Origin of the sequence: Micromonospora sp. NPDC049004, assembly GCF_040649315.1 — a bacterium.
In the GTDB taxonomy this organism is placed as follows: domain Bacteria; phylum Actinomycetota; class Actinomycetes; order Mycobacteriales; family Micromonosporaceae; genus Micromonospora.
On record NZ_JBEZFG010000007.1, the window covers coordinates 194,434 to 220,737 of the forward strand.

General features: G+C 72.0%; 22 protein-coding genes. 19 read left to right on the forward strand and 3 right to left on the reverse strand.

The window, feature by feature from the left end:
• The first annotated feature begins 35 nt into the window (after positions 1–35).
• From thrB to AB0B97_RS22035, 3 genes are all read left to right on the forward strand, one after another.
• Positions 36–977, forward strand: coding sequence for a homoserine kinase (thrB, locus tag AB0B97_RS22025; protein ID WP_357495985.1), 942 nt, complete (start codon positions 36–38; stop codon positions 975–977).
• A gap of 295 nt (positions 978–1,272) precedes the next feature.
• On the forward strand, positions 1,273–3,426 hold the full coding sequence (gene rho / locus AB0B97_RS22030; RefSeq protein WP_357495987.1) for a transcription termination factor Rho: 2,154 nt from the start codon (positions 1,273–1,275) through the stop codon (positions 3,424–3,426).
• A gap of 319 nt (positions 3,427–3,745) precedes the next feature.
• A complete protein-coding gene (locus tag AB0B97_RS22035) occupies positions 3,746–7,249 on the forward strand; it encodes a phosphodiester glycosidase family protein (RefSeq protein WP_357495989.1) in 3,504 nt (1,167 codons plus the stop codon).
• Between the two features lie 48 nt (positions 7,250–7,297).
• Here AB0B97_RS22035 and AB0B97_RS22040 read toward each other — a convergent pair whose 3' ends face one another.
• Positions 7,298–8,194: an AAA family ATPase gene (locus AB0B97_RS22040; protein WP_357495991.1), complete on the reverse strand. Its 897-nt coding sequence runs from the start codon at positions 8,192–8,194 to the stop codon at positions 7,298–7,300.
• A 275-nt stretch (positions 8,195–8,469) separates the two neighbouring features.
• Between AB0B97_RS22040 and rpmE the strand changes: the two genes are divergently transcribed.
• Together rpmE and prfA are read left to right on the forward strand one after the other, a co-directional pair.
• Positions 8,470–8,694, forward strand: a complete 225-nt coding sequence (rpmE, locus tag AB0B97_RS22045) for a 50S ribosomal protein L31 (RefSeq protein ID WP_007464546.1) — start codon at positions 8,470–8,472, stop codon at positions 8,692–8,694.
• Between the two features lie 126 nt (positions 8,695–8,820).
• Positions 8,821–9,909, forward strand: a complete 1,089-nt coding sequence (gene prfA / locus AB0B97_RS22050; protein WP_234588711.1) for a peptide chain release factor 1 — start codon at positions 8,821–8,823, stop codon at positions 9,907–9,909.
• Between the two features lie 30 nt (positions 9,910–9,939).
• Here prfA and AB0B97_RS22055 read toward each other — a convergent pair whose 3' ends face one another.
• Positions 9,940–11,487: a GGDEF domain-containing protein gene (locus AB0B97_RS22055; RefSeq protein ID WP_234588714.1), complete on the reverse strand. Its 1,548-nt coding sequence runs from the start codon at positions 11,485–11,487 to the stop codon at positions 9,940–9,942.
• A gap of 72 nt (positions 11,488–11,559) precedes the next feature.
• Here AB0B97_RS22055 and prmC point away from each other — a divergent pair, with 72 nt between their 5' ends.
• From prmC to AB0B97_RS22075, 4 genes are all read left to right on the forward strand, one after another.
• Positions 11,560–12,507: a peptide chain release factor N(5)-glutamine methyltransferase gene (prmC, locus tag AB0B97_RS22060; RefSeq protein ID WP_357495994.1), complete on the forward strand. Its 948-nt coding sequence runs from the start codon at positions 11,560–11,562 to the stop codon at positions 12,505–12,507.
• Positions 12,507–13,154: an L-threonylcarbamoyladenylate synthase gene (locus tag AB0B97_RS22065; RefSeq protein ID WP_234588740.1), complete on the forward strand. Its 648-nt coding sequence runs from the start codon at positions 12,507–12,509 to the stop codon at positions 13,152–13,154. The genes prmC and AB0B97_RS22065 overlap by 1 nt, the downstream gene beginning before the upstream one ends.
• Entirely contained in the window at positions 13,155–13,766 is a 612-nt protein-coding gene (locus AB0B97_RS22070; RefSeq protein WP_234588716.1) for a phosphotyrosine protein phosphatase, read from the forward strand. It begins immediately after the preceding gene.
• Positions 13,767–13,872: 106 nt separating this feature from the next.
• Positions 13,873–15,987, forward strand: coding sequence for a transglycosylase domain-containing protein (locus tag AB0B97_RS22075; RefSeq protein ID WP_357495996.1), 2,115 nt, complete (start codon positions 13,873–13,875; stop codon positions 15,985–15,987).
• Positions 15,988–16,005: 18 nt separating this feature from the next.
• Here AB0B97_RS22075 and AB0B97_RS22080 read toward each other — a convergent pair whose 3' ends face one another.
• A complete protein-coding gene (locus AB0B97_RS22080) occupies positions 16,006–17,469 on the reverse strand; it encodes an SDR family oxidoreductase (RefSeq protein ID WP_357495998.1) in 1,464 nt (487 codons plus the stop codon).
• A gap of 35 nt (positions 17,470–17,504) precedes the next feature.
• Here AB0B97_RS22080 and glyA point away from each other — a divergent pair, with 35 nt between their 5' ends.
• The 10 genes from glyA to atpD all read left to right on the forward strand — a co-directional run bounded on the left by glyA (position 17,505) and on the right by atpD (position 26,299).
• On the forward strand, positions 17,505–18,794 hold the full coding sequence (gene glyA, locus AB0B97_RS22085; RefSeq protein WP_357496000.1) for a serine hydroxymethyltransferase: 1,290 nt from the start codon (positions 17,505–17,507) through the stop codon (positions 18,792–18,794).
• On the forward strand, positions 18,787–19,212 hold the full coding sequence (locus tag AB0B97_RS22090; protein WP_234588719.1) for a hypothetical protein: 426 nt from the start codon (positions 18,787–18,789) through the stop codon (positions 19,210–19,212). Before glyA ends, AB0B97_RS22090 begins: the two co-directional genes overlap by 8 nt.
• 193 nt (positions 19,213–19,405) lie before the next feature.
• Positions 19,406–19,642, forward strand: coding sequence for an AtpZ/AtpI family protein (locus AB0B97_RS22095; protein WP_124773539.1), 237 nt, complete (start codon positions 19,406–19,408; stop codon positions 19,640–19,642).
• A gap of 11 nt (positions 19,643–19,653) precedes the next feature.
• Positions 19,654–20,451, forward strand: coding sequence for a F0F1 ATP synthase subunit A (gene atpB / locus AB0B97_RS22100; RefSeq protein ID WP_357496002.1), 798 nt, complete (start codon positions 19,654–19,656; stop codon positions 20,449–20,451).
• Positions 20,452–20,514: 63 nt separating this feature from the next.
• Positions 20,515–20,742, forward strand: coding sequence for an ATP synthase F0 subunit C (locus AB0B97_RS22105; protein WP_074314047.1), 228 nt, complete (start codon positions 20,515–20,517; stop codon positions 20,740–20,742).
• A gap of 32 nt (positions 20,743–20,774) precedes the next feature.
• Positions 20,775–21,314 (forward strand): F0F1 ATP synthase subunit B, encoded by a 540-nt coding sequence (locus AB0B97_RS22110; protein WP_112584053.1) that lies wholly within the window; start codon positions 20,775–20,777, stop codon positions 21,312–21,314.
• Complete coding sequence (locus AB0B97_RS22115; protein WP_357496004.1) at positions 21,314–22,135, forward strand: F0F1 ATP synthase subunit delta; 822 nt, start codon at positions 21,314–21,316, stop codon at positions 22,133–22,135. The genes AB0B97_RS22110 and AB0B97_RS22115 overlap by 1 nt, the downstream gene beginning before the upstream one ends.
• Before the next feature lie 141 nt (positions 22,136–22,276).
• Positions 22,277–23,929 (forward strand): F0F1 ATP synthase subunit alpha, encoded by a 1,653-nt coding sequence (atpA, locus tag AB0B97_RS22120; protein WP_234588722.1) that lies wholly within the window; start codon positions 22,277–22,279, stop codon positions 23,927–23,929.
• A gap of 4 nt (positions 23,930–23,933) precedes the next feature.
• Positions 23,934–24,863: a F0F1 ATP synthase subunit gamma gene (locus AB0B97_RS22125; RefSeq protein WP_357496006.1), complete on the forward strand. Its 930-nt coding sequence runs from the start codon at positions 23,934–23,936 to the stop codon at positions 24,861–24,863.
• Positions 24,863–26,299: a F0F1 ATP synthase subunit beta gene (gene atpD, locus AB0B97_RS22130; protein ID WP_357496008.1), complete on the forward strand. Its 1,437-nt coding sequence runs from the start codon at positions 24,863–24,865 to the stop codon at positions 26,297–26,299. Before AB0B97_RS22125 ends, atpD begins: the two co-directional genes overlap by 1 nt.
• Positions 26,300–26,304 lie beyond the last annotated feature (5 nt).

Below are 26,304 nucleotides of genomic sequence, written 5' to 3' on the forward strand. Positions count from 1 at the left end.
ACCGGATCGTCGGTGCCGGGCCCTAGCATGGGCGCGTGCCGAACTTCACCGACGGGCCGGTCCGGGTCCGGGTCCCCGCGACCAGCGCCAACCTCGGTCCGGGCTTCGACGCGCTGGGGCTCGCCCTCGGGCTCTACGACGACCTGGCCGCCGAGGTCGTGTCCGCCGGGGTCCAGGTGACTGTCAGCGGCCAGGGCGCCGGTGAGCTGCCGGCCGACGATCGGCACCTGGTGGTGCGGGCCATGCGGGCCACCTTCGACGTTCTCGGCGGGCAGCCCGCGGGCCTCAGCGTCGAGTGCGTCAACCGGATCCCGCAGGCGCGCGGCCTGGGCTCGTCGTCGGCCGCCATCGTCGCCGGGGTGCTGCTGGCCCGTGCCCTGGTCGCCGACGGCGAGCACCGGCTGGACGAGCCCGGCGTGCTCCGGCTGGCCGCCGAGATCGAGGGCCATCCGGACAACGTCGCCCCGTGTCTGCTCGGCGGTTTCACGGTGGCCTGGTCCGAGCCGGGCGGCGCCCGCGCGGTGTCCCTGCCGGTCGCGTCCGGCGTACGACCGACGGTTTTCGTGCCGGCCGAGCGCGGCCTGACCGCTACCGCGCGGGCCGCGCTGCCGGCCACCGTGCCCCACGCCGACGCCGCGTTGACCGCCGGGCGGGCGGCGCTGCTGGTGCACGCGCTCACCACCGACCCGGCGTTGTTGCTGCCGGCGACCGTCGACCGCCTCCACCAGGACTACCGGGCACCCGGGATGCCGGGCACATCGGCCCTGGTCAGCGAGTTGCGAGCGGCGGGTGTGGCGGCTGTGGTCAGTGGGGCCGGGCCGAGTGTGCTGGCGCTCAGCGCGCCGCCGCCGAGCCTCGAGGTGGGAACAGACTGGCAGATCTGGCAGTTACCGATAGACGTCAGCGGCGCCCGGGTCGCCCGGGGTAGACTTGGACACGCCGAGCGGGACCCTGTTGCCGCAGGTCGGAAGAGTTGATTACGCTCTAGACCTAGCACAGCCGCGAAGCACGCGATCTCCTGCGGGGCGGCGCACCCCCGAAGCTCTCGGCGGTCAGCCCGTCACCCCTGCCAAGGCCCACGCCGCACCGCAGTTTCCACAGGTCGCCGCAGACGGCGAGACCTGCCCACCGACTTTTGGTGGGTCGGGAAACCACCGGCTGCTGTGTCACAGACTCCCGCGACGCGTCCTTGCGAGGCGGGTGCACCGAGGCCGCCCGGCCACCTGAGTTCCGACTCCGGGCAGTCCCGGCCTTATCGAGGGAAGGAATCCATTGAGCGACACCACCGACGTGACGTCGGATGTTTCCAACGTCGCTGGCGATGCCACCGCTGCCGCTCCCGCCCGTCGTCGGCGCAGCGGCACCGGTCTGTCGGCGATGCTGCTGCCAGAGCTGCAGAGCCTGGCTGCGTCGCTCGGCATCTCCGGCACGGCTCGCATGCGCAAGGGTGAGCTGATCGCCGCGATCTCCGAGCGGCAGGGCGGCAACGCCGCCGGGACCCCTCGACCGCGAGCCGAGGTCGCGGCTGCGGCCGCTCCGGCCCGTGAGGAGGTGCGGGAGACCGTGGATCGCCCGGCGGCCGAGAGCCGCAGCACCGACCAGACGCCGGCCGAGCCGGCTACCGCGACCGAGGGCCGTGGCCGTACCCGGCGCAGCCGGACGGCCCCGGCCGAATCCCGTACCGCCGAGGCTGGCACCTCCGAGCCGCGCGCCGCGGAGGCGCGTTCCTCCGAGGTCCGTCCCGCTGAGGCCCGCACCGACGAGGTGGAGGCCGGCGAGCGGTCCGACCGTGGCGAGAACCGCCGCGACCGCGCCGAGCGCAACGACCGCGCCGAGCGTGCCGACCGTGGCGAGCGTGCCGACCGTGGCGAGCGTGCCGACCGTGGTGAGCGGGCCGAGCGCACCGACCGGGCCGAGCGCACCGACCGGACCGACCGCAACGATCGCGGCGAGCGCAACGATCGCGGTGAGCGGGGCGAGCGTAACGATCGGGGCGAGCGTGCCGACCGTGGTGAGCGTGCCGAGCGCAACGACCGGGGCGAGCGCGCCGAGCGGGGCGACCGTAACGAGCGCAACGACCGGGGCGAGCGTGCCGAACGCAACGACCGTTCGGAGCGCAACGACCGTGGTCAGCGTGTCGAGCGGGACAACGACGACGACGACGGCGAGGGCGGCGGTCGACGTGGCCGGCGCAGCCGCTTCCGGGACCGTCGGCGCGGCCGTGGCGAGCGGGCGGAGACCGGTGGTGACACCGGTGGCCGTGAGCCGCAGGTCGGCGAGGACGACGTACTCGTCCCCGTGGCCGGCATCATCGACGTGCTCGACAACTACGCCTTCGTGCGGACGACCGGTTACCTGGCCGGCCCGAACGACGTGTACGTCTCGATGTCCCAGATCAAGAAGTACGGCCTGCGCCGCGGTGACGCGATCACCGGCGCGGTTCGCGCGGCCCGCGACGGCGGCAACACCGGTGACCAGCGGCGGGACAAGTACAACCCGCTGATGCGGCTGGACACGATCAACGGGATGGAGCCGGACGAGGCGCGGCGGCGACCCGAGTTCTACAAGCTCACGCCGCTCTACCCGCAGGAGCGCCTGCGGCTGGAGACCGAGCCGCACATCCTGACCACCCGGGTCATCGACCTGGTCATGCCGATCGGCAAGGGCCAGCGGGCACTCATCCAGTCGCCGCCGAAGGCGGGTAAGACGATGGTGCTCCAGGCGATCGCGAACGCGATCACCCGGAACAACCCGGAGTGCCACCTCATGGTGGTGCTGGTCGACGAGCGGCCCGAAGAGGTCACCGACATGCAGCGGTCGATCAAGGGCGAGGTCATCGCGGCCACGTTCGACCGTCCGCCGCAGGACCACACGACGGTGGCGGAGCTGGCGATCGAGCGGGCCAAGCGCCTGGTCGAGTTGGGCCACGACGTCGTCGTGCTGCTCGACTCGGTGACCCGGCTCGGTCGGTCGTACAACCTGGCGGCGCCGGCCAGCGGCCGGATCATGTCGGGTGGTATCGACTCCACCGCGCTCTACCCGCCGAAGCGCTTCCTCGGCGCGGCCCGCAACATCGAGAACGGCGGGTCGCTGACCATCATCGCCACGGCGCTGGTGGAGACCGGGTCCATGGCGGACACGGTCATCTTCGAGGAGTTCAAGGGCACCGGCAACGCCGAGTTGAAGCTGGACCGGAAGATCGCCGACAAGCGGACCTTCCCGGCCATCGACATCAACCCGTCCGGCACCCGCAAGGAAGAGGTCCTGCTCGCGCCCGAGGAGCTGGCCATCATCCACAAGCTCCGCAAGGTGCTGCACTCGCTGGACTCGCAGGCGGCGATGGACCTCCTGCTGGACCGGCTCAAGCAGTCCCGCACCAACATCGAGTTCCTGATGCAGATCGCGAAGTCGACGCCGGGGGAGTAACCGTTCCCGGTTGACCGACGACCAAGGGGCACGGCCATCGCGGCCGTGCCCCTTGGTCGTGCCCGCCCATCGCGGCCGTGCCCCTTGGTCGTGCCCGCTCATCGTCCTTTGCTCTGCTTCAACCGGCGCAACACTTCGGGGCGCTTTGTGTTGCCTCCGTTGAAGCAGAGCAAAGGGGAGCGAGAGGGGGCGGCCGACCCTGCTCGCACGCCACCAGAGGGGGTTCGGCGGGGGCCAGGAGCCGGGGATGGCGGAATTTTCCTTCGGTTCAGTCGACAGGTCTTGAAACTTCTATTCACTGCCGGGTTGACTGTCGTCCATGCGTACCCGCAGACGATCCGCCCGTCGCACCGGTGTCCTGCTGCTGACGCCGCTGCTCGCCCTGGCCGTGTCGCCGCCGGCCACCGCCGCGCCGCCGGCGCCGTCCGTGGCCGCCCGGCCCGTGGCGTCGCCGCCCGCGCTCCCGGCCACCGCCGCCGAGGACGCACCCGCCGCGTCGTCCCACCCGGCCGACTCGCTCAGCCTCGCCGCCGCCCCGGCCGCCCCGGCCGCCCCGGCCGCCGCCGCTGGCGGGCTGGAGCCGGCCGGCGGCCTGGACACCACGAAGGCCACCCGTCCGGTCGCGCCGGGCGTGCAGCTCACCTCCTTCGACAGGTACGACGCCGACGGCTGGTTGCGCGCCGACGCGCTCACCACCGACCTCGCCGGCGGGTCCACGGTCGACTACGTCAACTCCGGCGCGGTCAGCCGGGCCGAGCCGCTGCGCAAGGCGGTGGACGACTCGCGGGCGGTCGCCGCGGTCAACGGTGACTTCTTCGACATCAACAACTCGGGGGCCGCACAGGGCGTCGGCATCCGCGACGGCGAGCTGATCCAGTCGGCGGTCGGCGGTCACCCCAACGCCGTGGCGGTCACCGCCACCGGGATCGGTCGGGTGGTCGAGGTGAACTTCGACGGCAGCGCCACCCTGCCCACCGGGCCGGTGGCGTTGACCCAGTTCAACAACATGGTGCAGGCCGACGGCATCGGCGCGTTCACCGAGCTGTGGGGGACGTACTCCCGCCAGCGGGCCGTGGAGGGCGCGGCCCGGGTGGTCGAGGTGACCGTGACCGGCGGCCGGGTGGCCGCGGTGGCCGGCGTGGCCGGCAGCGGCCCGGTCGTCGCCGGCAGCACGGTGCTGCTCGGTCGCGACGCCGGAGCGGACGCGCTGGCCGGGCTGCACGTCGGTGACCCGGTCTCGGTGACCTGGCGGCCGAAGTCGTCCGACGGGAGCGCCCTGCACGCGGCGGTCGGGGGCGGCAACGTCCTGGTCCGCGACGGCGTCGTGCAGAGCATCGCCGACGCGACCCTCGCCCCGCGTACGGCTGTCGGGTTCAGCGCCGACGGCCGAAAGATGATCATGCTGACGGTGGACGGTCGGCAGGTCGACAGCCGCGGCGTGACGCAGACCGAGATGGGCCGGATGATGGCCGAGCTGGGCGCCCGGGACGCGCTCAACCTCGACGGTGGCGGATCGTCCACGCTGCTGGCCCGGGAGCCCGGCGCGTCGACCGTGCAGGTGGAGAACGGCCCCTCCGACGGCAGCGAACGGGCGGTGCCCAACGGCCTGGCGATCTACGCGCCCAAGGGCAGCGGCCGGCTCACCGGCTATTGGGTCGAGACGGCCAGCGACCCCACCGCCGCCCCGGGCGTCTCCCCGGTGCGCGGCGGCCGGCCCGACCGGGTCTTCCCCGGGCTGACCCGCACCCTCACCGCGGCCGGCTACGACGAGACGTACGGCCCGGCGGCGGGTGCGCCCACCTGGCGGGCGACCCCGGCGGTACGTGGCCGCGTCGACCGCGACGGTGTCTTCCACGCCGGCACTCCGGGAACCAGCACGGTCACCGCCGCCCGGGGTCGGGCGACCGGCTCGCTGGGCCTGACCGTCCTGGGCCCGCTGACCCGGCTCGGCGCCACGGTGCCACGGATCGGGCTGACCGGCCGGGACGGCAACGCCCTGGTCGGAGTGGTCGGCTACGACGCCGAGGGCAACACCGCGCCGATCGAGCCGGCGGACCTCACCCTCGACTACGACCGCGACCTGCTGCGGATCACCCCGAACCGGGACGGCAACCTCACCGTCACCGCCCTGCGCGACACCGGCTCCGCGCTGGTGACCGTCCGCGTCGGACGGACGAGCACCGTCCTGCCGGTCACGGTCGGGCTGACCGACGTGCCGGTCGCCGGCTTCGACGACGCGGCGTCCTGGCGGTTCAGCCAGGCCCGGGCCAGCGGCTCGGTCGCGCCGGCACCGGGTCACACCGGCACCGGCCTGAAGATGTCGTACGACTTCAGCCAGTCCACCGGCACCCGGGCCGCGTACGCCGACCCGCCGGCCTGGGTCGAGGTCCCCGGCCAGCCGCAGGCCTTCGGCATGTGGATCCACGGCAACGGCACCGGGGAGTGGCCGAGCCTGCACCTGCACGACGCGCAGGACACCCAGCACGTGCTGCGCGGCCCGCTGATCACCTGGACCGGCTGGCGGTACGTGGAGTTCGCGGTGCCGGCCGGCGTGCAGTACCCGGTACGGGTGCGCCGCTTCTACGTGGCCGAGACCAACGCCGCCGCGCAGTACCGCAGCGAAGTGATCATCGATGACCTGGTGGCGAAGGTGCCGCCGACGATCGACGTGCCGGCAGTGGCCCCGCGTACCGATCGGGTGGTGGTCCGCGACGGCACGGTGGACGGTGCCCCCTGGCGGTTCGCGGTGCTCTCCGACGCCCAGTTCGTCGCCGCCGACCCGGACAGCGACCTGGTCGCCCAGGCCCGGCGGACGCTGCGCGAGGTGAAGGCCGCCCGGCCGGACTTCCTGCTGATCAACGGTGACTTCGTGGACACCGCCTATCCGGCCGACTTCGCGCTGGCCCGGCGCATCCTCGACGAGGAGCTGGGCGACGCTCTGCCCTGGTACTACGTCCCCGGCAACCACGAGATCATGGGTGCCCCGATCAGCAACTTCGCTGCCGCGTTCGGCGCCACCTCACGGGTGTTCGACCACGCCGGCACCCGGTTCGTCACGCTGAACTCGTCCACCGGGACGCTGCGGGGTGGCGGCTTCGACCAGGTACGGATGCTGCGCGAGACGCTTGACGCGGCGGCCACCGATCCGCGCGTCGGCTCGGTCGTCGTCCTGCACCACCACCCGCCGCGGGACCCGAGCCCGGCGCAGGCCAGCCAGCTCGGTGACCGCAAGGAGGCGGCGCTGCTGGAACAGTGGCTGGCCGACTTCCAGCACCGCACCGGCAAGGGCGCGCTGTTCGTGGGCGGGCACGTCGGCACCTTCCACGCCGACCGGGTCGACGGGGTGCCGTACGTGATCAACGGCAACTCGGGCAAGACGCCGTCGACCCCCGCCGACCAGGGCGGGTTCACCGGTTGGACGGAGTTCGGTGTCGATCCGGTCACTCCGGCCGAGGCCGACCGGGCCCGTCGCGACCCGCTCGCCGAGGGGCCACGCTGGGTGGACGCGGAGTTCCACGCCCACACCGACCGGCTCGCGCTGAACGCCCCGGCCAGCGTCGCGGTAGGCGCCCCGGCGACGGTCACCGCCACGCTGACCCAACCCGGCGGGCGTACGGTCCCGGTGGCCGCACCGGTCAGCGCGGACTGGTCCGCCTCGCCCGCGGTGCACATCGGCGGGGCGGCCGGGGTGCGTCCCTGGCACACGGCCCGGTTCGACCCGGCCACCGGCACCCTGACGGCACTGCGGCCCGGCGCCCCGGTACGCCTCACCGTCGCCGTCAACGGCGTCCTCGCCGAGGCCACCGTCGCCCTCACCCGGTGAGCCGTCCGGACGGCCCTCCGTACGCGCGGGGGGCCGTCCGGACGCACATCAGAAGTCGCCCTCGGCCACCTGGAACACGGTGAGGCCGAGGGCTCGCCACATCTGGACCACCTGGACACGGTCGTCGAAGACGCCGGCCACCCGGTAACGGTCCCGGATCTCCCGGTCGTAGATCTCCCGCTTCACCATCGAGTCCTTGCGGGAGTCGCCGACGGCCCGCAGGTGCAGGCCGAGGTACGGGACCCGGACGTGCCGGGCCAGCCACGCCTCGGTGGCCGCCCGCGCGGAGGCGTCCCGCCCGGAGCAGAAGACCACCCCGTACCCGGCCGCGTGCATCGCCCGGACCGCCGCGATCACCGCAGTGTTCGGTTCGTCCTCGCCCACCCGGGTCATGTCGTACGGGCTGCGGGACACGGCCAGCGCGACGGTGCCGTCGATGTCCACCAGGACGATCTCGGGTGGTTCGGTCGACGGCGGGTGCACGACGGCGGGGCGCCCCGTGCGGGCCTGCGGCACCGGCAACGGCAGGGCCCGGCCCACCAGGTACCGCTCGTGCAGCCGACGGATGGCCCCGCCCCCGACCTGCTCGGCCGCGGGGCGGGCGGCGTCGCGGCGCAGGCACTCGTCAAGGGGTACGTCGGTGAAGTCGTGCACCTCGAAATCCGCGCCGTGGCGGGCGGCCAGCTCGGCCCAGTCGCGCAACGTCCGCGAGCGCAGGTTGGTGTCGTCCACGCAGACGTCCGCCCGGGCCCGCAACAACGCCTCGACCTGGGCCCGCTGTACGACTGTCACCTGCGCCTCGGCCCACTGGGTGAAGAGCCGCTCGCCGTGCAGCATCCGGCGCAGGTCGTCCCGGTTGACCCGGACGACTGACGGCTGAAGCGTGCGGGCGAACGTCGTCTTGCCCGAGGCGGGCAGTCCCCGGGTGGCGATCAGGCGGGTCATGGGCGCCCCTCGGGCTCGACGGGCGTACCCCCGGCGGGGTACCTGGCGGTGGTCCGCCGGGTGGGCGAATGCCCGTCCGGGCGGCGGGAATGCGGACGGGGAGGCACGTGTTGACGATGCCGGACGAGGTGTGCGGCCCGCTTGCCGGGTTGGCTCAGGCCCATGGCACACTGGTCAATCGGCCACCGGTTCCGGTTCACGCCCGAGCCCGTCGTGTACGGCGCGACGAGCGATGACGGCGACCCGGCGACCACCAACGAGAGGACCGAGGCGAGATGAAGGCAAACATCCACCCGGAGTACGTGACCACCGAGGTCAGCTGCTCCTGTGGCAACACGTTCACGACCCGCAGCACCGCCAAGGGCGGGGCGATCCACGTCGAGACCTGCAGCGCCTGCCACCCGTTCTACACCGGTAAGCAGCGCGTTCTCGACACCGCCGGCCGGGTCGCGAAGTTCCAGCAGAAGTACGCCAAGGTTCAGGCCAAGAAGGCCAAGTAACTCCCCGTTCGGCGCCCGCGTCCGGTTTTCTGCCGGACGCGGGCGCCGTCCGCGTTTCGCCTGTTTCCACGCGCCGTCGGCTGTCGGGCCGGCCCGGTGTCGCACCGTCGAAGGAGCATCCGCAGCATGAGCAGCGAGCGTCTGGCCGGCCTCCTCGACGAGTACGCGGAGCTGGAGAAGCGGCTGGCCGACCCGGCCATCCACGCCGACCAGGCCACCGCGCGCCGGGTGGGCCGCCGGTACGCCGAGCTGGTGCCGCTGCACAAGGCCGCCGGTGAGCTGGAGCAGGCGCGCGCCGACCTGGCCGCGGCCCGCGAGTTGGCCGCCGAGGATCCCTCGTTCGCGGCCGAGACCGAGGCGATCGCTGCGTCCCTGCCGGGGCTGGAGGAGCGTCTCGCCGAGCTGCTCATCCCGCGTGACCCGCACGACGCCAAGGACGTGATCGTCGAGATCAAGGCCGGTGAGGGCGGCGAGGAGTCGGCGCTGTTCGCCGGCGACCTGCTGCGGATGTACACCCGGTACGCCGAGCGGCACGGCTGGATCACCGAGGTGATCGACGCGCAGGACTCGGATCTCGGCGGCGTCAAGGACGTGTCGCTGTCGATCAAGACGAAGGGCGTGCCCGAGGGTGGGAACGGCGTCTGGTCGCGGCTCAAGTGGGAGGGCGGCGTGCACCGGGTGCAGCGCGTCCCGGTCACCGAGTCGCAGGGCCGGATCCACACCAGCGCGGCCGGGGTGCTGGTGCTGCCGGAGGCCGAGGACGTCGACGTCACCATCGACGCGAACGACCTGCGCATCGACGTGTTCCGCTCGTCCGGCCCGGGCGGCCAGTCGGTGAACACCACCGACTCGGCGGTACGGATCACCCACCTGCCGACCGGCATCGTCGTCTCCTGCCAGAACGAGAAGTCCCAGTTGCAGAACCGGGAGCAGGCGATGCGGATCATGCGGGCCCGGCTGCTCGCCGCCGCGCAGGAGCAGGCCGACGCCGCCGCCTCGGACGCCCGCAAGGCCCAGGTGCGCACGGTGGACCGCTCGGAGCGGATCCGGACGTACAACTTCCCGCAGAACCGGATCACCGACCACCGGATCGGCTACACCGCGTACAACCTGGACCTGGCGCTCGCCGGCGACCTGGACGGGGTGCTGGACGCCCTGGCCGAGGCCGACCGCGCCGCCCGGCTGGCCGGCGACACCGAACTCACCCGCCGCTGACCACACCCCCGCTGCCGATCCCTGAGCGGGTCAGCTTGCGCGGGGGCGGGACTTCGCGCGCAGCATCTCCCGGTCGGCCTGTTCGAAGGCGACGCTGAGCGCGTCGCGCAACCCGCCGCCGCCGGAGACCTCCGCGAAGCCGATGCTCACCCCGACCGGGGTGCCCGGCACCAGGGACTCCCAGTCCTCGTTGCGTACCGCCGCCTCGATCCGGCGGGCCACCTCGGCGGCCTCGGTCATGCCGGTCTCTGGGAGCACCACCACGAACTCGTCCCCGCCGTAGCGGGCCACGAAGTCGCCCCGGCGCATCACCCGGTTGATCACCCCGGCGATGCGTTGCAGCACCAGGTCGCCGGAGTGGTGCCCGTGGCGGGTGTTCACCGCCTTGAAGCCGTCCAGGTCGCAGACGCCGATGACGACCCGCTCGCCCCGGGTGACGACAGCTGTGATGTACCGCTCCAGCCTGCGCCGGTTCGGCAGCCCGGTGAGCGGGTCGGTAAGCGCCTCGCCCTCGTACCGGGCGGCCTCCCGACGCATCTCCTCGTGGTCGATCCGGGCGGCGATGCCGTCGATGTAGACGTCCCGCAGCCGGTCGTTGCGTTGCGCGGCGAGCCGGAACGCCAGCCGGTCCGCCCGGTGCGCCGCCGAGTGGTCGCCGGCGCGGGCCAGCGCGATGCTGCGCAGCCGGGCCGGTTCGGCCGCGCCGAGCGTCTCGGTGGACACCCGGATGGTGTCCAGCCGGGCGACCGCCTCGATGGGTCGACCGTCCGCGACGGCCAGGCAGACCATGCCGAGCTGTCGCATGTCCCGCGCGCGGGCGCTGTCCCCGCCGTGGCTGAGCAGGTGGGACGGCTGGGTCTCGCCGGTCGGCTCCAGCGGGTCGCCGAGCGCGGCCTGACGTGCCGCCGAGTATCCGTACGCGGCGAGGCTGCTCGGGCGCAGTCGGCTGGCCCGCCCGCTGCGGACGAACCGGGCCAGGTCGGCGGCGACGTCCCGCAGCACCCGCAGGCAGCCGTCGCTGTCCCCGTTGTGGTCCAGGGCCACCGCGTTGCGCAGTCGGATGCCCGGTGCCGCGAACGTCTCCTCCGGGATTCCGGCGGTCACCCCGAGCTGCCGTGCGCGTTCGATCGCGCCCAGGGCGTAGCCGTGGAAGCTGAGGTAGCTGTAGGCCATCGCGAGGTCGTGCCAGCCCCACGCGGTGTCCCGGTCCGGGTCCTCCACGGCGCCGAGCGCCCGGGCGGCCTTGACGAGGTGGGTGACGCAGCGGTCCAGTGCGCCCTGATGGTGCGCGGCGAGCGCGGCCAGCGCGTTGAGGTGCCCGTGCAGGTAGGGCTCGGCGAGATCGCGAACGGCCGCCGACGCCTCCTCGATGGCCCTGGTGAACTCCGCCGTCCGACCGAGATTGATCAGCGCCGAGAGGCGCTGCACCAGGGCGTCCGCACGGGCCGCCGGGTCGGTGGTGGTGCGGATCACCCGCTCCAGCAACGCGTACGACTCCGCGGAGCGACTTGCTTCTTGCAAAGCCCGCGCCTGCGTGAGGGTGTCAACCTGGTCCTCGACCCGGTCGAGCCAGCCCACCCACAACCTCCTGCCGTGTGCGTCTTGACGCACCCGTTCGTGGCGTCGTCCGTGACGCCTCATGATTGTCGCGTGACCACTCTGCCGCAACACCCCCCCGAAGGGACAGGCCGTACCCGTCCGTCCGCCGCGGTCGCCCGCGCGGCGCGGGCGCTCGCCGCCGCCGGGGTGGGTCCGGCGCGCGTGGAGGCCGAGCTGCTGACGGCGTACGTGCTGGGGGTGCCCCGGGGTCGGCTGGCGCTCGCCGACGACCTGGACGACACCCAGCTGGCTCGGCTCGACGAGCTGGTCGGCCGTCGCGCCGGTCGGGAGCCGTTGCAGCACCTGACGGGTCGGGCCGGATTCCGGCATCTGGACCTGGCTGTCGGTCCGGGCGTCTTCGTGCCCCGCCCGGAGACGGAGCTGCTGGCGGGCTGGGGTGTCGAGCAGGGCCGGGGCAGACCCGGGCCGCTGGTCGTGGACCTGTGCAGCGGCACCGGCGCGATCGCCCTGGCGGTGGCGCAGGAGCTGCCCGGCGCGCGGGTGATCGCTGTCGAGCGGTCCGCGGCGGCACTGGTGTGGCTGCGCCGCAACGCCGCCGAGCGGGCCGCCGCGGGCGACCGGCCGATCGAGGTGGTCGAGGCCGACGTGACGGCGCCGGACCTGCTGGAGCACCTGGTGGGACGGGTGGACGTGCTGCTCTGCAACCCGCCGTACGTGCCGGTGGAGGTGGTGGTGCCGCCGGAGGTGGCCGCGCACGATCCGGCGGAGGCGGTCTTCGGCGGCCTGGACGGTCTGGCGGTGATCCGGCCGGTGATCAGCCGGGCGGCGGCGCTGCTGCGTCCCGGCGGCGTCATCGGGGTCGAGCACGACGACACGCACGACGTGGCGGTGCCGGCGCTGTTCGCCTCCGACGGCCGCTTCGAGGCCGTCACGGAGCATCCGGACCTCACCGGCCGCCCTCGTTACGCCACCGCGTCCCGACGGGCGGACGGCCAGCACACCGGGTCCGGGCCGGCGTGGCAGACTGACTCCTCGTGATGCTCTACGACTGCCGGTCGCCCGCCGATCGGGACCGCGGCATCGCTGCGGCCATCGAGGCGGTCAAGAACGGCGAGCTGGTCGTCCTCCCGACGGACACCGTCTACGGGATCGGCGCGGACGCGTTCACGCCCTACGCGGTCAAGGCGCTGCTGGACGCGAAGGGCCGGGGCCGGCAGATGCCGCCGCCGGTGTTGATCGGTTCGCGCCACACCCTGGACGGGTTGGTCTTCTCGCTGCCCACGGCGGCACGGGACCTGGTGGAGGCGTTCTGGCCGGGTGCGCTGACGATCGTGGTCGAGCACTCGCCGAGCCTCCAGTGGGATCTGGGCGACAAGACGGGCACGGTGGCGGTGCGGATGCCGCTGCACCCGGTCGCCCTGGAGGTGCTGCGGGAGACCGGCCCGATGGCGGTCTCCTCGGCCAACAAGACGGGCCAGCCGGCGGCGGTGACCGCCGAGGAGGCACGTGACCAGCTCAGCTACTCGGTGCGTGCGTACCTGGAGGCCGGGCCCTGCCCGGATCCGGTGCCGAGCACGATCGTGGACCTGACCGGCGAGGTGCCGCAGTTGCTGCGGGCCGGCGCGATCCCGCTGGAGAAGCTGCGCGACGTCGTCCCGGACCTCCTCGACGTCCAGGGGGCCTGAGTGCCCCCGTTCACCGTCCTGCACGTCTGCATGGGCAACATCTGTCGTTCGCCGATGGCCGAGCGACTGCTCGCCCTCGCGGTGCGGGAGCGGCTGACCCGGCGTGCGCAGGACCCGGCCGCCGCCGAGGAGCTGGTGCACAGCCACAGCGCCGGCACCGGCGGCTGGCACGCGGGCGAGGAGATGAACCCGCCGGCGGCGCGACAGGTCATCGACCGTGGCGGCGCCGTCGAGGGGTTCGCGGCGCGCAAGTTGCGCTCGGACCACATCGACGCCGCCGACCTGATCCTGACGGCAACGGCCGACCAGCAGGAGTACGTTGTCGCGCTCCGTCCGGACGCGGCGGCCCGCACCTTCGTGCTGGGTGAGTTCGGCCGGCTGCTCGCCGCGGTGGACGCCGCCGCGTTGCCGGCGGCCGAGGCGACCCCGGAGGCGGTGTACGCCCGGGGCGTGGCGGTGGTGGCGGCGGCGCACGACAACCGGCTGGGCGCCTCGGCGCTGCCCACCGACGATCTCGACGATCCCTGGGGGCGCGGCGACCAGTGCTTCACCCGGGTCGCGGACGAGATCGAGGAGACGGTCCACCCGCTGGCCGCCGCGCTGCTGCCCTGAGCGTCGTGCGAGTTTCCTCCGGGTTTGGGGAAAACCAGGGGCGAAAGGGGCGTTCCGGGTCATTCTGAACGGGTCCTAGCGTGACCGGCTCCTGCGGGGAGAGCTGATGATCCGGGCCCGACTCGACAAACTGATGACCGTGGTGATCGCCGGTGTGCTGGCCGGTCTGGTGCTGGCCGGAGCCGCCCTACCCGCGGCCCTGGTCTTCGGAATCGGCTTCAGCGCCCTGTCCACGCCCTACTCGGAGCTGCCCAGCACGCTGCGCACGCCGCCCACCGCCCAGCGCTCCAACCTGTACGCCAACGACGGCACCACCCTGATCACGTCCTTCTACCAGGAGGATCGGGTGGACGTTCCGCTGCGTGAGGTCGCCCCGGTGATGCGCCAGGCCATCGTGGCCGCCGAGGACGTGCGGTTCTACCAGCACAGCGGGGTGGACCTGCGCGGCGTGGTGCGCGCCTTCACGGTGAACAAGCGGGACGGCAAGACCCGGCAGGGCGCCTCCACCCTGACCATGCAGTACGTCCGCAACGTGCTCAGCAGCGACCCCCGGCTCACCGAGCGGCAGCGGCAGGCGGCCACCGAGGTCACCACCGCCCGCAAGCTCCAGGAGATGCGGTACGCGCTGGCGCTGGAGCGGGAGCTGAGCAAGGAGGACATCCTCACCCGCTATCTCAACATCGCCTACTTCGGGGCCGGGGCGTACGGGATCGCGGCGGCCAGCAAGCGCTACTTCTCCCGCTCGCCGGCCGAGTTGACCCTGGCCCAGGCCGCGCTGCTGGCCGGGCTGGTCCGCTCGCCGGACAGCGACGACCCGATCAACGGGGACGCCGACGCCGCCCTGGGGCGACGGACGTACGTGCTCGAGCGGCTGGTCGAGACCGGTCAGGTGCCGGCCGACGCGGCGGCGGCCGCGCAGGCCGAGCCGTTGCAGCTGCGCCCCAGCGAGACGCCGAACGACTGCACGGGGGTGCCCGACGGGCACAACGACTGGGGCTTCTTCTGCGACTGGTTCACCCGCTGGTGGAGCAGCCAGTCGGCGTTCGGGTCGAGTGCCGACGAGCGGCAGCGCACGTTGCGCCGGGGCGGCTTCTCCATCGTCTCGTCACTGGACCCGGCCGTGCAGCGGGCCACCACACAGCAGGTGCTCAAGATCTACCGCCCGACCGAGGCGCGGGCGGTGCCGACCGCCGTGGTGCAGCCCGGCACCGGCCGGGTGCTGGCGATGTCGGTGAACCGCACCTACAGCGTCGCGGACAACCCGGTCGGGCAGAAGAACCACCCGAACACGGTCAACCAGCTCGTCGCCGGCGGCGGGGCCATCGACGGCTACCAGGGCGGCTCGACGTTCAAGCTCTTCGCCATGCTTGCCGCGCTGGAGTCCGGGCTGCCGCTGTCGACCGAGTTCACGGCGCCGACCCAACTGCTCACCCGGTTCCCGGTGACGGGGGCGGGCAGCTGCGACGGCCGCTGGTGCCCGTCGAACGCCAACCCCTCGTCGATGGACGGCCCGCGCACCATGTGGACCGCGTTCGGCAGGTCGGTGAACACGTACTTCGCGTGGCTGACCGAGCGGGTCGGCGCCGACCGGGTGGTGGAGATGGCCGAGCGGCTCGGCATCGTGCTGCGGGCCGACTCCGACGAGCGGCTGGCCCGCTACGGCGCGAAGGACTGGGGCCCGTTCACCCTGGGCGTGGCCGCGACGACCCCGCTGGACCTGGCGACGGCGTACGCCACGGTGGCGGCCGAGGGGACCTGGTGCGCGCCGCTGCCGGTGGTCTCGATCAGCGACTCGGCCGGCCGGCCGGTGGACGCCGCCAAGCCGGACTGTCGACAGGCGCTCGACGCCGACGTGGCGCGGGCGGCGGCGGACGCGGCCCGCTGCCCGGTGGGCGACCAGTCGATGTACGGGCGGTGCGACGGAGCCACGGCGCCCGACCTGCGTTCCCGGCTGGGCCGCCCGGTGGCCGGCAAGACCGGCAGTTCCGAGCGCTACGAGACGGAGACGGTGGTGGCCTTCACCCCGCAGTTGGCGGTCGCCTCGATGGCGGCCAACCCCGACGACCCGCGTGACGCGGTCGGTCAGGCGGTGCAGGCCCAGATGGTGACCGCGGTGGGGGAGGTGCTCGGCGTCGCCCTGCGCGACCAGCCGGTACGCGACTTCGTCCCGCCGAGCGAACGCGCCGCCTTCCAGGTCACCGGCGCCCGCACCGGCAACTGACCGGTCCCGGCGGGCGGGTCAGGGCGCCTGTTCGGCGTTGCGGGCGATGTTGCGGGCCATGCCGCCGAAGACCACCGCGTGGAACGGGGCCACCGACCCCCAGTAGGCGTGTCCGGCCAGCCCGCGGGGCAGGAAGACCGCGCGCTGCTGGTAGCGGCTGCGTCCGTCGTCGGCGGGCAGCGCCCGCATCTCCAGCCAGGCGCGGCCGGGCAGGCGCATCTCCGCGCGCAGCCGCAGCAGCTCGCCCGGGACGATCTCCTCCACCCGCCAGAAGTCCAGCGCCTCGCCGACCTGGAGGCGGTGCGGGTCACGCCGGCCCCGCCGCAGCCCCACCCCGCCGACCAGCCGGTCCAGCCAGCCGCGTACCGACCAGGCGAGGGGGAACGAATACCAGCCGTGCTCGCCGCCGACGCCCTCGATGACCCGCCAGAGGGCCGCCGGTGACGCGTCCACCGTCTGCTCCCGGAAATCGGTGTACGCGGTGCCACCGGACCAGTCCGGGTCGGTGGGCAGCGGCTCGGCCGGCGCGTCCGGACCGCTCGCGGTCGACCAGCGGGTCTCCACCTGGGCGTCGCGCACCTTGGCCAGCGCCAACGCCACCGCGTCGTCGAACCCGGTGAGGCCGTCCGGTGGGTCGGGCACGTACCGGGCGATGTCGTGTTCGTGCGCCACGGCCTCGTGGATCAGGCTCTCCACCAGCGGTCGGGCGATCTTGTTCGGCACCGGGGTGATCAACCCGACCCAGTGCGAGGACAACGACGGGGTGAGCGGGCGGACCGGCACGATGATCCGCCGGCGCAGGCCGGCCACCCGGGCGTACCGCTGCATCATGTCGCGGAAGGTGAGCACGTCCGGACCGCCGATGTCGAAGCCGCGATTGACCTCGGGCGGCAGCGTGGTGCAGCCGGCCAGGTAGCGCAGCACGTCGCGGACCGCGATCGGCTGGATCCGGTTGCCGACCCAGCGGGGGGTGACCATTGCGGGCAGCCGCTCGGTCAGGTAGCGCAGCATCTCGAACGACGCCGAGCCGGACCCGATGATCACCGCAGCGCGGAGCACCGCCGTGGGCACCCCGCTGGCCAGCAGGATCCGACCCACCTCGGCGCGGGACCGCAGGTGCGGCGACGGGACCTCGGCGTCGGCCGCCGGCTCCGGCCCGCCCAGGTACACGATCCGGCGTACGCCGGCAGCGCGGGCCGCCGCCGCGAAGTTGGTCGCCGCCTCCCGGTCGGCGGCCTCGAAGTCCGCGCGGCCCAGCGAGTGCACCAGGAAGTACGCGACGTCGACGTCGGCGAACGCGGCGGGCAGCGTCTCCGGGCGGCTCAGGTCGCCCTCGACGATCTCGGCCGCCGCGGCCCAGGGCACGTCACGCAGCCGTACCGCCTTGCGGGCGAGGCAACGCACGGTGTGCCCGTCGGCGAGCAGCAGCGGCGTCAGCCGCCCGCCGATGTATCCGGTGGCTCCGGTGACGAGGCATCTCACGGCTCCCAGTCTGCGGCCCCCTAGACTCGTTCGCTGTGGAGACCGAGACGAGCACCTTCTGGGGGCCGGATTTCGCGCAGCTCAGGGCCACTGATCCGGAGATCGCCGCTGTGGTCCTCGGCGAACTGGACCGGTTGCGCGGCGGCCTGCAGCTCATCGCCAGCGAGAACCTGACCTCGCCGGCGGTGCTGGCCGCGCTCGGATCGACGCTCACCAACAAGTACGCCGAGGGCTACCCGGGCCGGCGCTACTACGGCGGCTGCGCCGAGGTGGACCGGGCCGAGGAGATCGGCATCGCCCGCGCCAAGGAGCTCTTCGGGGCCGAGCACGCCAACCTCCAGCCGCACTCGGGGGCGAGCGCCAACCTGGCCGCGTACGCCGCGCTGGTGCAGCCGGGGGACACGGTGCTGGCGATGGACCTGCCGCACGGCGGGCACCTCACCCACGGCAGCCGGGTGAACTTCTCCGGCAAGTGGTTCCGCCCGGTCGGTTACCCGGTCCGGCCGGACACCGAGCTGATCGACTACGACGAGGTACGCGACCTGGCCCGGACGCACCGGCCCAAGCTGATCATCTGTGGCGCGACCGCGTACCCCCGGCTGATCGACTTCGCCCGGTTCCGGGAGATCGCCGACGAGGTCGGCGCGTACCTGATGGTGGACGCCGCGCACTTCATCGGCCTGGTGGCCGGGCGGGCCATTCCGTCCCCGGTGCCGTACGCCGACGTCGTCTGCGCCACCACCCACAAGGTCCTGCGTGGCCCGCGCGGCGGCATGATCCTCTGCCGCGGGTCGCTGGCCCAGCGGATCGACAAGGCGGTCTTCCCGTTCACCCAGGGTGGCCCGCTGATGCACGCGGTGGCGGCGAAGGCGGTGGCGCTGCGCGAGGCCGCCCAGCCGGAGTTCCAGACGTACGCCCGCCAGGTGGTCAGCAACGCGCAGGCGCTCGCGGCCGGGCTGGCCGACGAGGGGATGCGCCCGGTGTCCGGCGGCACGGACAGCCACCTGGCCCTGATCGACCTGCGGGAGCTGGGGGTGACCGGCGCGGAGGCCGAGGCCCGGTGCGACGCCGCCGCGATCACGCTCAACAAGAACGCCATCCCGTACGATCCGCAGCCGCCGCTGGTGGCCTCCGGCATCCGGGTGGGCACGCCGAGCGTCACCACCCAGGGGATGCGCGAGGGTGAGCTGCGGCAGGTGGCCGCCCTGATCGCGCGTGCGGTGCGCGCCGACCCGGGCGCACCCGGTGGCGCCGACGCGCTGACCCGGATCGGCGCCGAGGTGGCCGAGTTGGCCGCGGCCTTCCCGGCGTACCCCCGTGGCTGAGCCCGGGGTGGTCGAGCCCGCCGCCGACCGGCGGTGGCGGTTGCGGCACCTGCCGGTGCTCCTGGGCGCGTCGCTGGCGCTGGCCGTTGTCGCGGCGGTCGTCGGCGCGGTGACCGGCGGCGCGACAGCGGCGTTCGGCGCGGCGGCCGGGGTGGGCGTCACGGTGCTCAGCTACACGCTGACCACGGTGGTGCTGGCCCGGGCGGACCAGGTCAACCCGCAGCTGCTGCTGCCGCTCGGCGTGGGCCTGTACGTGCTGAAGTTCACCCTGTTGGGTGTCGTGCTGGTGGCGGTGGCCTCGACCGGCTGGGCCGGGTTGATTCCTCTTTGCCTCGGCATCGTCGCCGGGGTGGCAGTGTGGACAGCGGTGCACCTCTGGTGGCTGACCAGGGTGTACGCCCACCGGCCACGGGACTGACCTGGCGATCGGCCGGCCCGCCGTCCCAACCAGCGGACGCGCCGCAATGTGTCGGCCTCCGGTCATTTTCCGACGGGCGGAAGGGGAGTAGCGTGCCCACAGACGACGGCGCCCACGAGATGCCCACACAACGATGGTTGTGCGGGGGGTGAGGCACAGCCTCGTCTTCCCGGCTGATATCGTTCGCCCCGTCATGGCTGATGACCAAACCCCCCGCCCCGCCGGTGAACCGGACGACTATCCGTCCGGCGCCGGTCAGGGTTGGACCGCGCTCAGCTACCTCATCGGAGGCATGCTCGTGTGGGGTTTCATCGGCTGGCTGGTCGACCAGTGGCTCGACACCGGTGGCGTCGCCACCGGGATCGGCTTCGTGCTCGGCATGGCTGGGGGAGTCATCCTGGTCATCCGCCGACTCGGCACGCCTACTTAGGAAGGGACGCGGTGTTCGGACAGGCGAACGTCCTGGCAGCGGGCCAGGCGGCATTCCCACCCAGCGTGGACGACTTCTACCTGCCCGCGATCGTGCCCTGGGGCGCGGAGAACGCGCCGTGGTTCACCAAGTTCACGCTGATGATCTGGCTCGCGGTCGGCGTCCTGATCATCTTTTTCCTGGCGACCTATCGGAACCCGAAGCTGGTGCCGACCAAGAAGCAGTGGTTCGCCGAGTCGATCTACGGCTTCGTGCGCAACAACATCTCGGTCGACATGATCGGGCACCAGGGCGTGCGGTTCGCCCCCTACTTCACGACGCTCTTCTGCTTCGTGCTGCTGACGAACGCGTTCGCGATCATCCCGTTCTTCCAGATCTCGCCGAACTCGCACATCGCCTTCCCGGCGATCCTCGCGGTGATCAGCTACGTGCTGTTCAACTACATCGGCATCCGGCACCACGGGTTCGGCAAATACTTCAAGCACGCCCTGATCCCGCCGGCACCGTGGTACATCCTGCCGCTGCTGATCCCGATCGAGGCGTTCTCGACCTTCATCATCCGGCCGTTCTCGCTGGCCGTCCGTCTCTTCGCGAACATGTTCGCCGGCCACATGCTCCTGCTGGTCTTCACGCTCGGCGGCTTCGCGATGCTCAACGCCAACGCCTGGCTGGCGCCCGTATCGGTGGTCTCCTGGGTGATGACCGTGGCGCTGACCCTTCTCGAGGCGCTGGTCATCGTCCTGCAGGCCTACGTCTTCACGGTGCTGAGCGCCAGCTACATCCAGGGCGCGCTCGCCGAAGAGCACTGATCCACGCACCAACCGTTGTCGTCCCGCGTGAGAGTCACGCGTGATAACCAGGAGGAACCACTAATGGATTACGTCGCCGCGGTAGAGGGCAGCACCGCCGCCATCGGCTACGGCCTCGCGGCCATCGGCCCGGGCATCGGCGTTGGCCTGGTCTTCGCCGCCTACATCCAGTCGACCGCCCGGCAGCCCGAGTCGTCGCGCATGACCCTGCCGTACGTCTGGATCGGCTTCGCCGTCATCGAGGCGCTGGCGCTGTTCGGCATCGCCTTCGGCTTCATCTGGGCCGGCTGATTCCACCCCTTCCGACCGGGAGGTCACCCATGTTGTTCCTCCTCGCCGCCGAGGGTGGTGAGTCAGACCACAACCCGATCATTCCGATCTGGCAAGAGATCGTGGTCGGCACTGTCGCCTTCGCCGTGCTCTGCTTCGTGCTGATGAAGTTCGTCTTCCCCCGTATGGAGCAGACGTTCCAGGCCCGGGTCGACGCGATCGAGGGTGGCATCAAGCGCGCCGAGGCCGCCCAGGCCGAGGCGAACCAGCTGCTTGAGCAGTACCGGGCCCAGCTCGCTGAGGCCCGCACCGACGCCGCCAAGATCCGTGACGACGCGCGGGCCGACGCCGAGGGGATCCGGCAGGACATCCTCGCCAAGGCGCGGGAAGAGTCCGACCGGGTCATCCAGGCCGGTAAGGACGCGCTCGCCGCCGAGCGGGCCACCATCGTGCGTGAGCTGCGTGCCGAGGTCGGCACGATCGCGGTGGACCTGGCCAGCAAGATCGTTGGCGAGTCGCTGGCCGACGAGGCGCGACGCAAGGGCACCGTCGACCGGTTCCTGAGCGGCCTCGAGAGCACGGGGGCCCGCTGATGCAGGCCGCCAGCCGGGAGTCGTACAAGGTCGCGGCCGAGCGCCTCGACGCGTACGTCCGCGGCGCGGAGCCGTCGGCGGTGGCCTCCACCGCCGACGCCATCCTCTCCGTGGCGACCCTGCTGCGGCGTGAGCCGCGGCTGCGCCGGGCGCTGTCCGAGCCGGCCCGCTCCGGCGCGGACCGCGGCGCTCTGCTCGGCGACATGCTGGGCGGGCGGATCGGCGCCGACGCGCTCGACCTGCTCGTGTCGCTGGTCTCCGGCCGCTGGTCGGCGCCGTCGGAACTGCTCGACGGCACCGAACGCCTGGGCGTGGAGGCGCTGCTGGCCAGCGCCGACTCCGCCGGCGAGCTGGGCGAGGTCGAGGACGAGCTGTTCCGCTTCGGTCAGGTCGTGACGGGTCAGTCGGCGCTGAGCAACGCGTTGGCCGACCCGGCCGCCCCGGTCGAGCGGCGGGCCACCCTGGCCCGTGAGCTGCTCGCCGACAAGGCCCACCCGGTCACCGTCCGCCTCGTCGAGGTGGCGCTGAGCGGGTTCGGTGGACGCTCCTTCATCGGGGCGCTCACCCGGCTGGTCGAACTGGCCGCCGACCGGCGGGACCGGCAGGTGGCGTACGTGACCGTCGCGGCCCCGTTGAGTGACGAGGACGAGCGTCGGCTGGGTGCGAGCCTCACCGCGATATACGGTCGAGAGGTCTCCGTCAAGCAGACGGTCGACCCCGCCGTCCTCGGTGGCGTGAGCGTCCGGGTCGGCTCCGACCTGTACGACGGCACGATCCTGCGCCGCCTCAACGAGACCCGCAACGCGCTCGCGAAGCGCTGAACGGCATCGCCGCCCCGCGGCTGAGCGGCTCCGCCGCACAGTGCCGGGGTGGCTCCGCCGCCCAACGCCTGGATTGACAGACGCCATTCGGACCGGTTGGTACTAGGTATCCCGGGCCCCTGAATTTTAAGGAAGCAGAGGATGGCCGAGCTGACCATCTCGACGGAGGAGATCCGCGGCGCCCTGGAGCGCTACGTCTCCTCCTACTCGTCCGACGTCTCCCGCGAGGAGGTCGGCACCGTCGCCGACACCGGCGACGGCATCGCCCACGTCGAGGGCCTTCCCTCGACCAAGACCAACGAGCTCCTGGAGTTCGAGGACGGCACGCTCGGCGTGGCGTTGAACCTCGACGTCCGGGAGATCGGCGTCGTCGTCCTGGGTGACTCCGCCAAGCTGGAGGAGGGGCAGCGCGTCAAGCGCACCGACCGGGTGCTCTCGGTTCCGGTCGGCGACGCCTTCCTCGGCCGCGTGGTCAACGCGCTCGGCCAGCCGATCGACGGTCTCGGCGACATCGCCGACGAGGGCTACCGCGAGCTGGAGCTGCAGGCTCCGAACGTGATGTCCCGGCAGTCGGTGTTCGAGCCGCTGCAGACCGGCATCAAGGCGATCGACGCGATGACGCCGATCGGTCGGGGTCAGCGGCAGCTGATCATCGGCGACCGCAAGACCGGCAAGACCACAGTCGCCCTGGATGCCATCCTCAACCAGCGGGACAACTGGAAGACCGGCGACCCGAAGAAGCAGGTTCGCTGCATCTACGTCGCCATCGGCCAGAAGGCCTCCACGATCGCCTCGATCAAGGGCCAGCTGGAGGAGGCCGGCGCGATGGAGTACACCACCATCGTGGCCTCCCCGGCGTCCGACCCGGCCGGCTTCAAGTACATCGCCCCGTACACCGGCTCGTCCATCGGGCAGCACTGGATGTACGGCGGCAAGCACGTCCTGATCGTCTTCGACGACCTGAGCAAGCAGGCCGAGGCGTACCGGGCCGTGTCGCTGCTGCTGCGTCGCCCGCCGGGCCGCGAGGCGTACCCGGGTGACGTCTTCTACCTGCACTCCCGCCTGCTGGAGCGCTGCGCGAAGCTCTCCGACGAGCTGGGTGGCGGCTCGATGACCGGTCTGCCGATCATCGAGACGAAGGCCAACGACATCTCGGCCTTCATCCCGACCAACGTCATCTCGATCACCGACGGCCAGATCTTCCTGGAGACCGACCTGTTCAACCAGGGCGTCCGTCCGGCGATCAACGTCGGCACCTCGGTCTCCCGGGTCGGTGGCGCCGCGCAGGTGAAGCCGATGCGCAAGGTCGCCGGTTCGCTGCGGCTCAACCTGGCCCAGTACCGCGAGCTGGAGGCGTTCGCCGCCTTCGCCTCCGACCTGGACAAGGCATCCCGGGCCCAGCTGGACCGCGGTGTCCGGCTTGTCGAGCTGCTCAAGCAGCCGAACTACTCGCCGTTCCCGGTGCAGGAAGAGGTCGTCACGGTCTGGGCCGGCACCGAGGGCAAGCTGGACGACATCCCGGTGGGGGAGATCCGGCGCTTCGAGTCGGAGTTCCTCCAGTACCTGCGGCACAAGCACGCGGGTGTGCTGGCGTCGATCGCCGACAACCAGTGGGGCGACGACATCATCGGCTCCCTGGACACCGCGATCACCGAGTTCAAGCAGGTCTTCCTCGGTAAGGCGGACGAGCGCAAGGTCAACGACGCGCCGGCCGCGCCGCTGGAGGGTGAGCAGAACCGCGAGACGGTGACCCGCTTCCGCGACGGCACGACCGACCGCCCGGCCGAGAGCTGATCCGATGGCGGCCCAGGTACGCGTTCTTCGTCAACGGATCCGCTCGGCGAAGTCGATGAAGAAGATCACCAAGGCGATGGAGCTCGTGGCGACGAGCCGGATCGCCAAGGCCCAGGCCCGGGTGCAGGCGTCCCTGCCGTACGCCCAGGCCATCACCGGTGTGCTCACGGCGCTGGCGTCCAACGCGCGGATCGACCACCCGCTGCTCACCCCGCGTGAGCGGGTGCGGCGGGCGGGCGTCCTGCTGGTCACCAGCGACCGTGGCCTGGCCGGCGGCTACAGCTCCAACGCGATCAAGACGGCGGAGTCGCTCATCGCGCGGCTCCAGGCGGACGGCAAGGAGCCGGTGCTCTACGTCATCGGGCGTAAGGGCGTCGGGTTCTACCGGTTCCGCGACCGGCCGATCGAGGCGAACTGGACGGGGTTCAGCGAGCAGCCGTCGTTCGAGGACGCCCGCATGGTGGGTGAGACGCTGATCAAGGCGTTCACCGCCGGTGCGGACGACGTCGACGGCGGGGCCGGCGCGGACGGGGTGCTCGGCGTCGACGAGTTGCACATCGTCTACACCGAGTTCCACTCGCTGATGACGCAGACCCCGGTTGCCAAGATCCTCGGGCCGATGCAGGTGGAGGATCGGCCCCGCTCCGAGGGGCTGCTGCCGGCGTACGAGTTCGAGCCGGAGGCGGAGGCGCTGCTCGACGCGCTCCTGCCGAGGTACATCAACACGCGGATCTACGCGGCGTTGATCGAGTCGGCGGCGAGCGAGTCGGCGGCACGGCGGCGAGCGATGAAGAGCGCCACCGACAACGCCGAAGACATGATCGACAAGTACACGCGTGAGATGAACTCGGCCCGGCAGGCCGGGATCACCCAGGAGATCAGCGAGATCGTCGGCGGCGCGAACGCGCTGGCCGCGTCGGGAAGTGAAGTGTGATGACTGCACCAGTAGAGACCAAGACGGCCACGGGTCGCGTGGTCCGGGTCATCGGCCCGGTCGTCGACGCCGAGTTCCCGCGCGACGCCATGCCGGCCCTGTTCAACGCGCTCAACGTCGACGTGAACCTGTCCGGCGGTGAGAAGACGCTGACCCTGGAGGTTGCCCAGCACCTGGGTGACAACCTGGTCCGCGCGATCTCGATGCAGCCGACGGACGGCCTGGTTCGCGGCGCTGAGGTGCGTGACCGCGGCGAGCCGATCACCGTGCCGGTGGGCGACGCGGTCAAGGGCAAGGTGTTCAACGCGATCGGCGAGGTGCTCAACCTCAAAGAGGGCGAAACGTTCGAGGCCGACGACCGGTGGGGCATCCACCGCAAGGCCCCGGCCTTCGCGGACCTGGAGCCGAAGACCGAGATGCTGGAGACCGGCATCAAGGTCATCGACCTGCTCGCCCCGTACGTCAAGGGCGGCAAGATCGGCCTGTTCGGCGGCGCGGGCGTGGGCAAGACGGTGCTCATCCAGGAGATGATCACCCGTGTCGCCCGCAACTTCGGTGGTACCTCGGTGTTCGCCGGCGTGGGTGAGCGCACCCGTGAGGGCAACGACCTCATCGCCGAGATGACCGAGTCCGGCGTCATCGACAAGACCGCGCTGGTCTACGGCCAGATGGACGAGCCGCCGGGCACCCGGCTGCGGGTGGCGCTCTCCGCGCTGACCATGGCTGAGTACTTCCGGGACGTGAAGAAGCAGGAGGTGCTGCTCTTCATCGACAACATCTTCCGCTTCACGCAGGCCGGTTCCGAGGTGTCCACCCTGCTCGGCCGCATGCCGAGCGCCGTGGGTTACCAGCCGACCCTTGCCGACGAGATGGGCGAGCTCCAGGAGCGGATCACCTCCGTCCGGGGCCAGGCCATCACCTCCATGCAGGCGATCTACGTGCCGGCGGACGACTACACCGACCCCGCTCCGGCCACCACGTTCGCCCACCTGGACGCGACCACCAACCTGGAGCGGTCGATCTCCGACAAGGGCATCTACCCGGCCGTGGACCCGCTGGCGTCCTCGTCCCGGATCCTCGCCCCGGAGTTCGTCGGTCCGGAGCACTTCCAGGTCGCCACCGAGGTTAAGCGGATCCTGCAGCGCTACAAGGACCTGCAGGACATCATCGCCATCCTCGGTATCGAGGAGCTCTCCGAGGAAGACAAGATCACTGTGGCCCGTGCCCGGCGGATCGAGCGCTTCCTCTCGCAGAACACCTACGCGGCGGAGCAGTTCACCGGCGTGCCGGGCTCGACGGTCCCGATCAAGGAGACCATCGAGGCGTTCCGCAAGATCAGCGAGGGCGAGTACGACCACTTCCCCGAGCAGGCGTTCTTCATGTGCGGCGGTCTCGAGGACCTGGAGAAGAAGGCTGAGGAGCTGATGAAGGGCTGACAGCC

Coding starts and splice junctions, on each gene's coding strand:
- AB0B97_RS22035 (WP_357495989.1), top strand. CDS start 3,746: ATGCGTACCCGCAGACGATCCGCCCGTCGCACCGGTGTCCTGCTGCTG.
- AB0B97_RS22040 (WP_357495991.1), bottom strand. CDS start 8,194: ATGACCCGCCTGATCGCCACCCGGGGACTGCCCGCCTCGGGCAAGACG.
- AB0B97_RS22115 (WP_357496004.1), top strand. CDS start 21,314: ATGCAGGCCGCCAGCCGGGAGTCGTACAAGGTCGCGGCCGAGCGCCTC.
- AB0B97_RS22105 (WP_074314047.1), top strand. CDS start 20,515: ATGGATTACGTCGCCGCGGTAGAGGGCAGCACCGCCGCCATCGGCTAC.
- AB0B97_RS22125 (WP_357496006.1), top strand. CDS start 23,934: ATGGCGGCCCAGGTACGCGTTCTTCGTCAACGGATCCGCTCGGCGAAG.
- AB0B97_RS22075 (WP_357495996.1), top strand. CDS start 13,873: ATGATCCGGGCCCGACTCGACAAACTGATGACCGTGGTGATCGCCGGT.
- atpA (WP_234588722.1), top strand. CDS start 22,277: ATGGCCGAGCTGACCATCTCGACGGAGGAGATCCGCGGCGCCCTGGAG.
- prfA (WP_234588711.1), top strand. CDS start 8,821: ATGAGCAGCGAGCGTCTGGCCGGCCTCCTCGACGAGTACGCGGAGCTG.
- rpmE (WP_007464546.1), top strand. CDS start 8,470: ATGAAGGCAAACATCCACCCGGAGTACGTGACCACCGAGGTCAGCTGC.
- AB0B97_RS22095 (WP_124773539.1), top strand. CDS start 19,406: ATGGCTGATGACCAAACCCCCCGCCCCGCCGGTGAACCGGACGACTAT.
- AB0B97_RS22065 (WP_234588740.1), top strand. CDS start 12,507: ATGCTCTACGACTGCCGGTCGCCCGCCGATCGGGACCGCGGCATCGCT.
- atpD (WP_357496008.1), top strand. CDS start 24,863: ATGACTGCACCAGTAGAGACCAAGACGGCCACGGGTCGCGTGGTCCGG.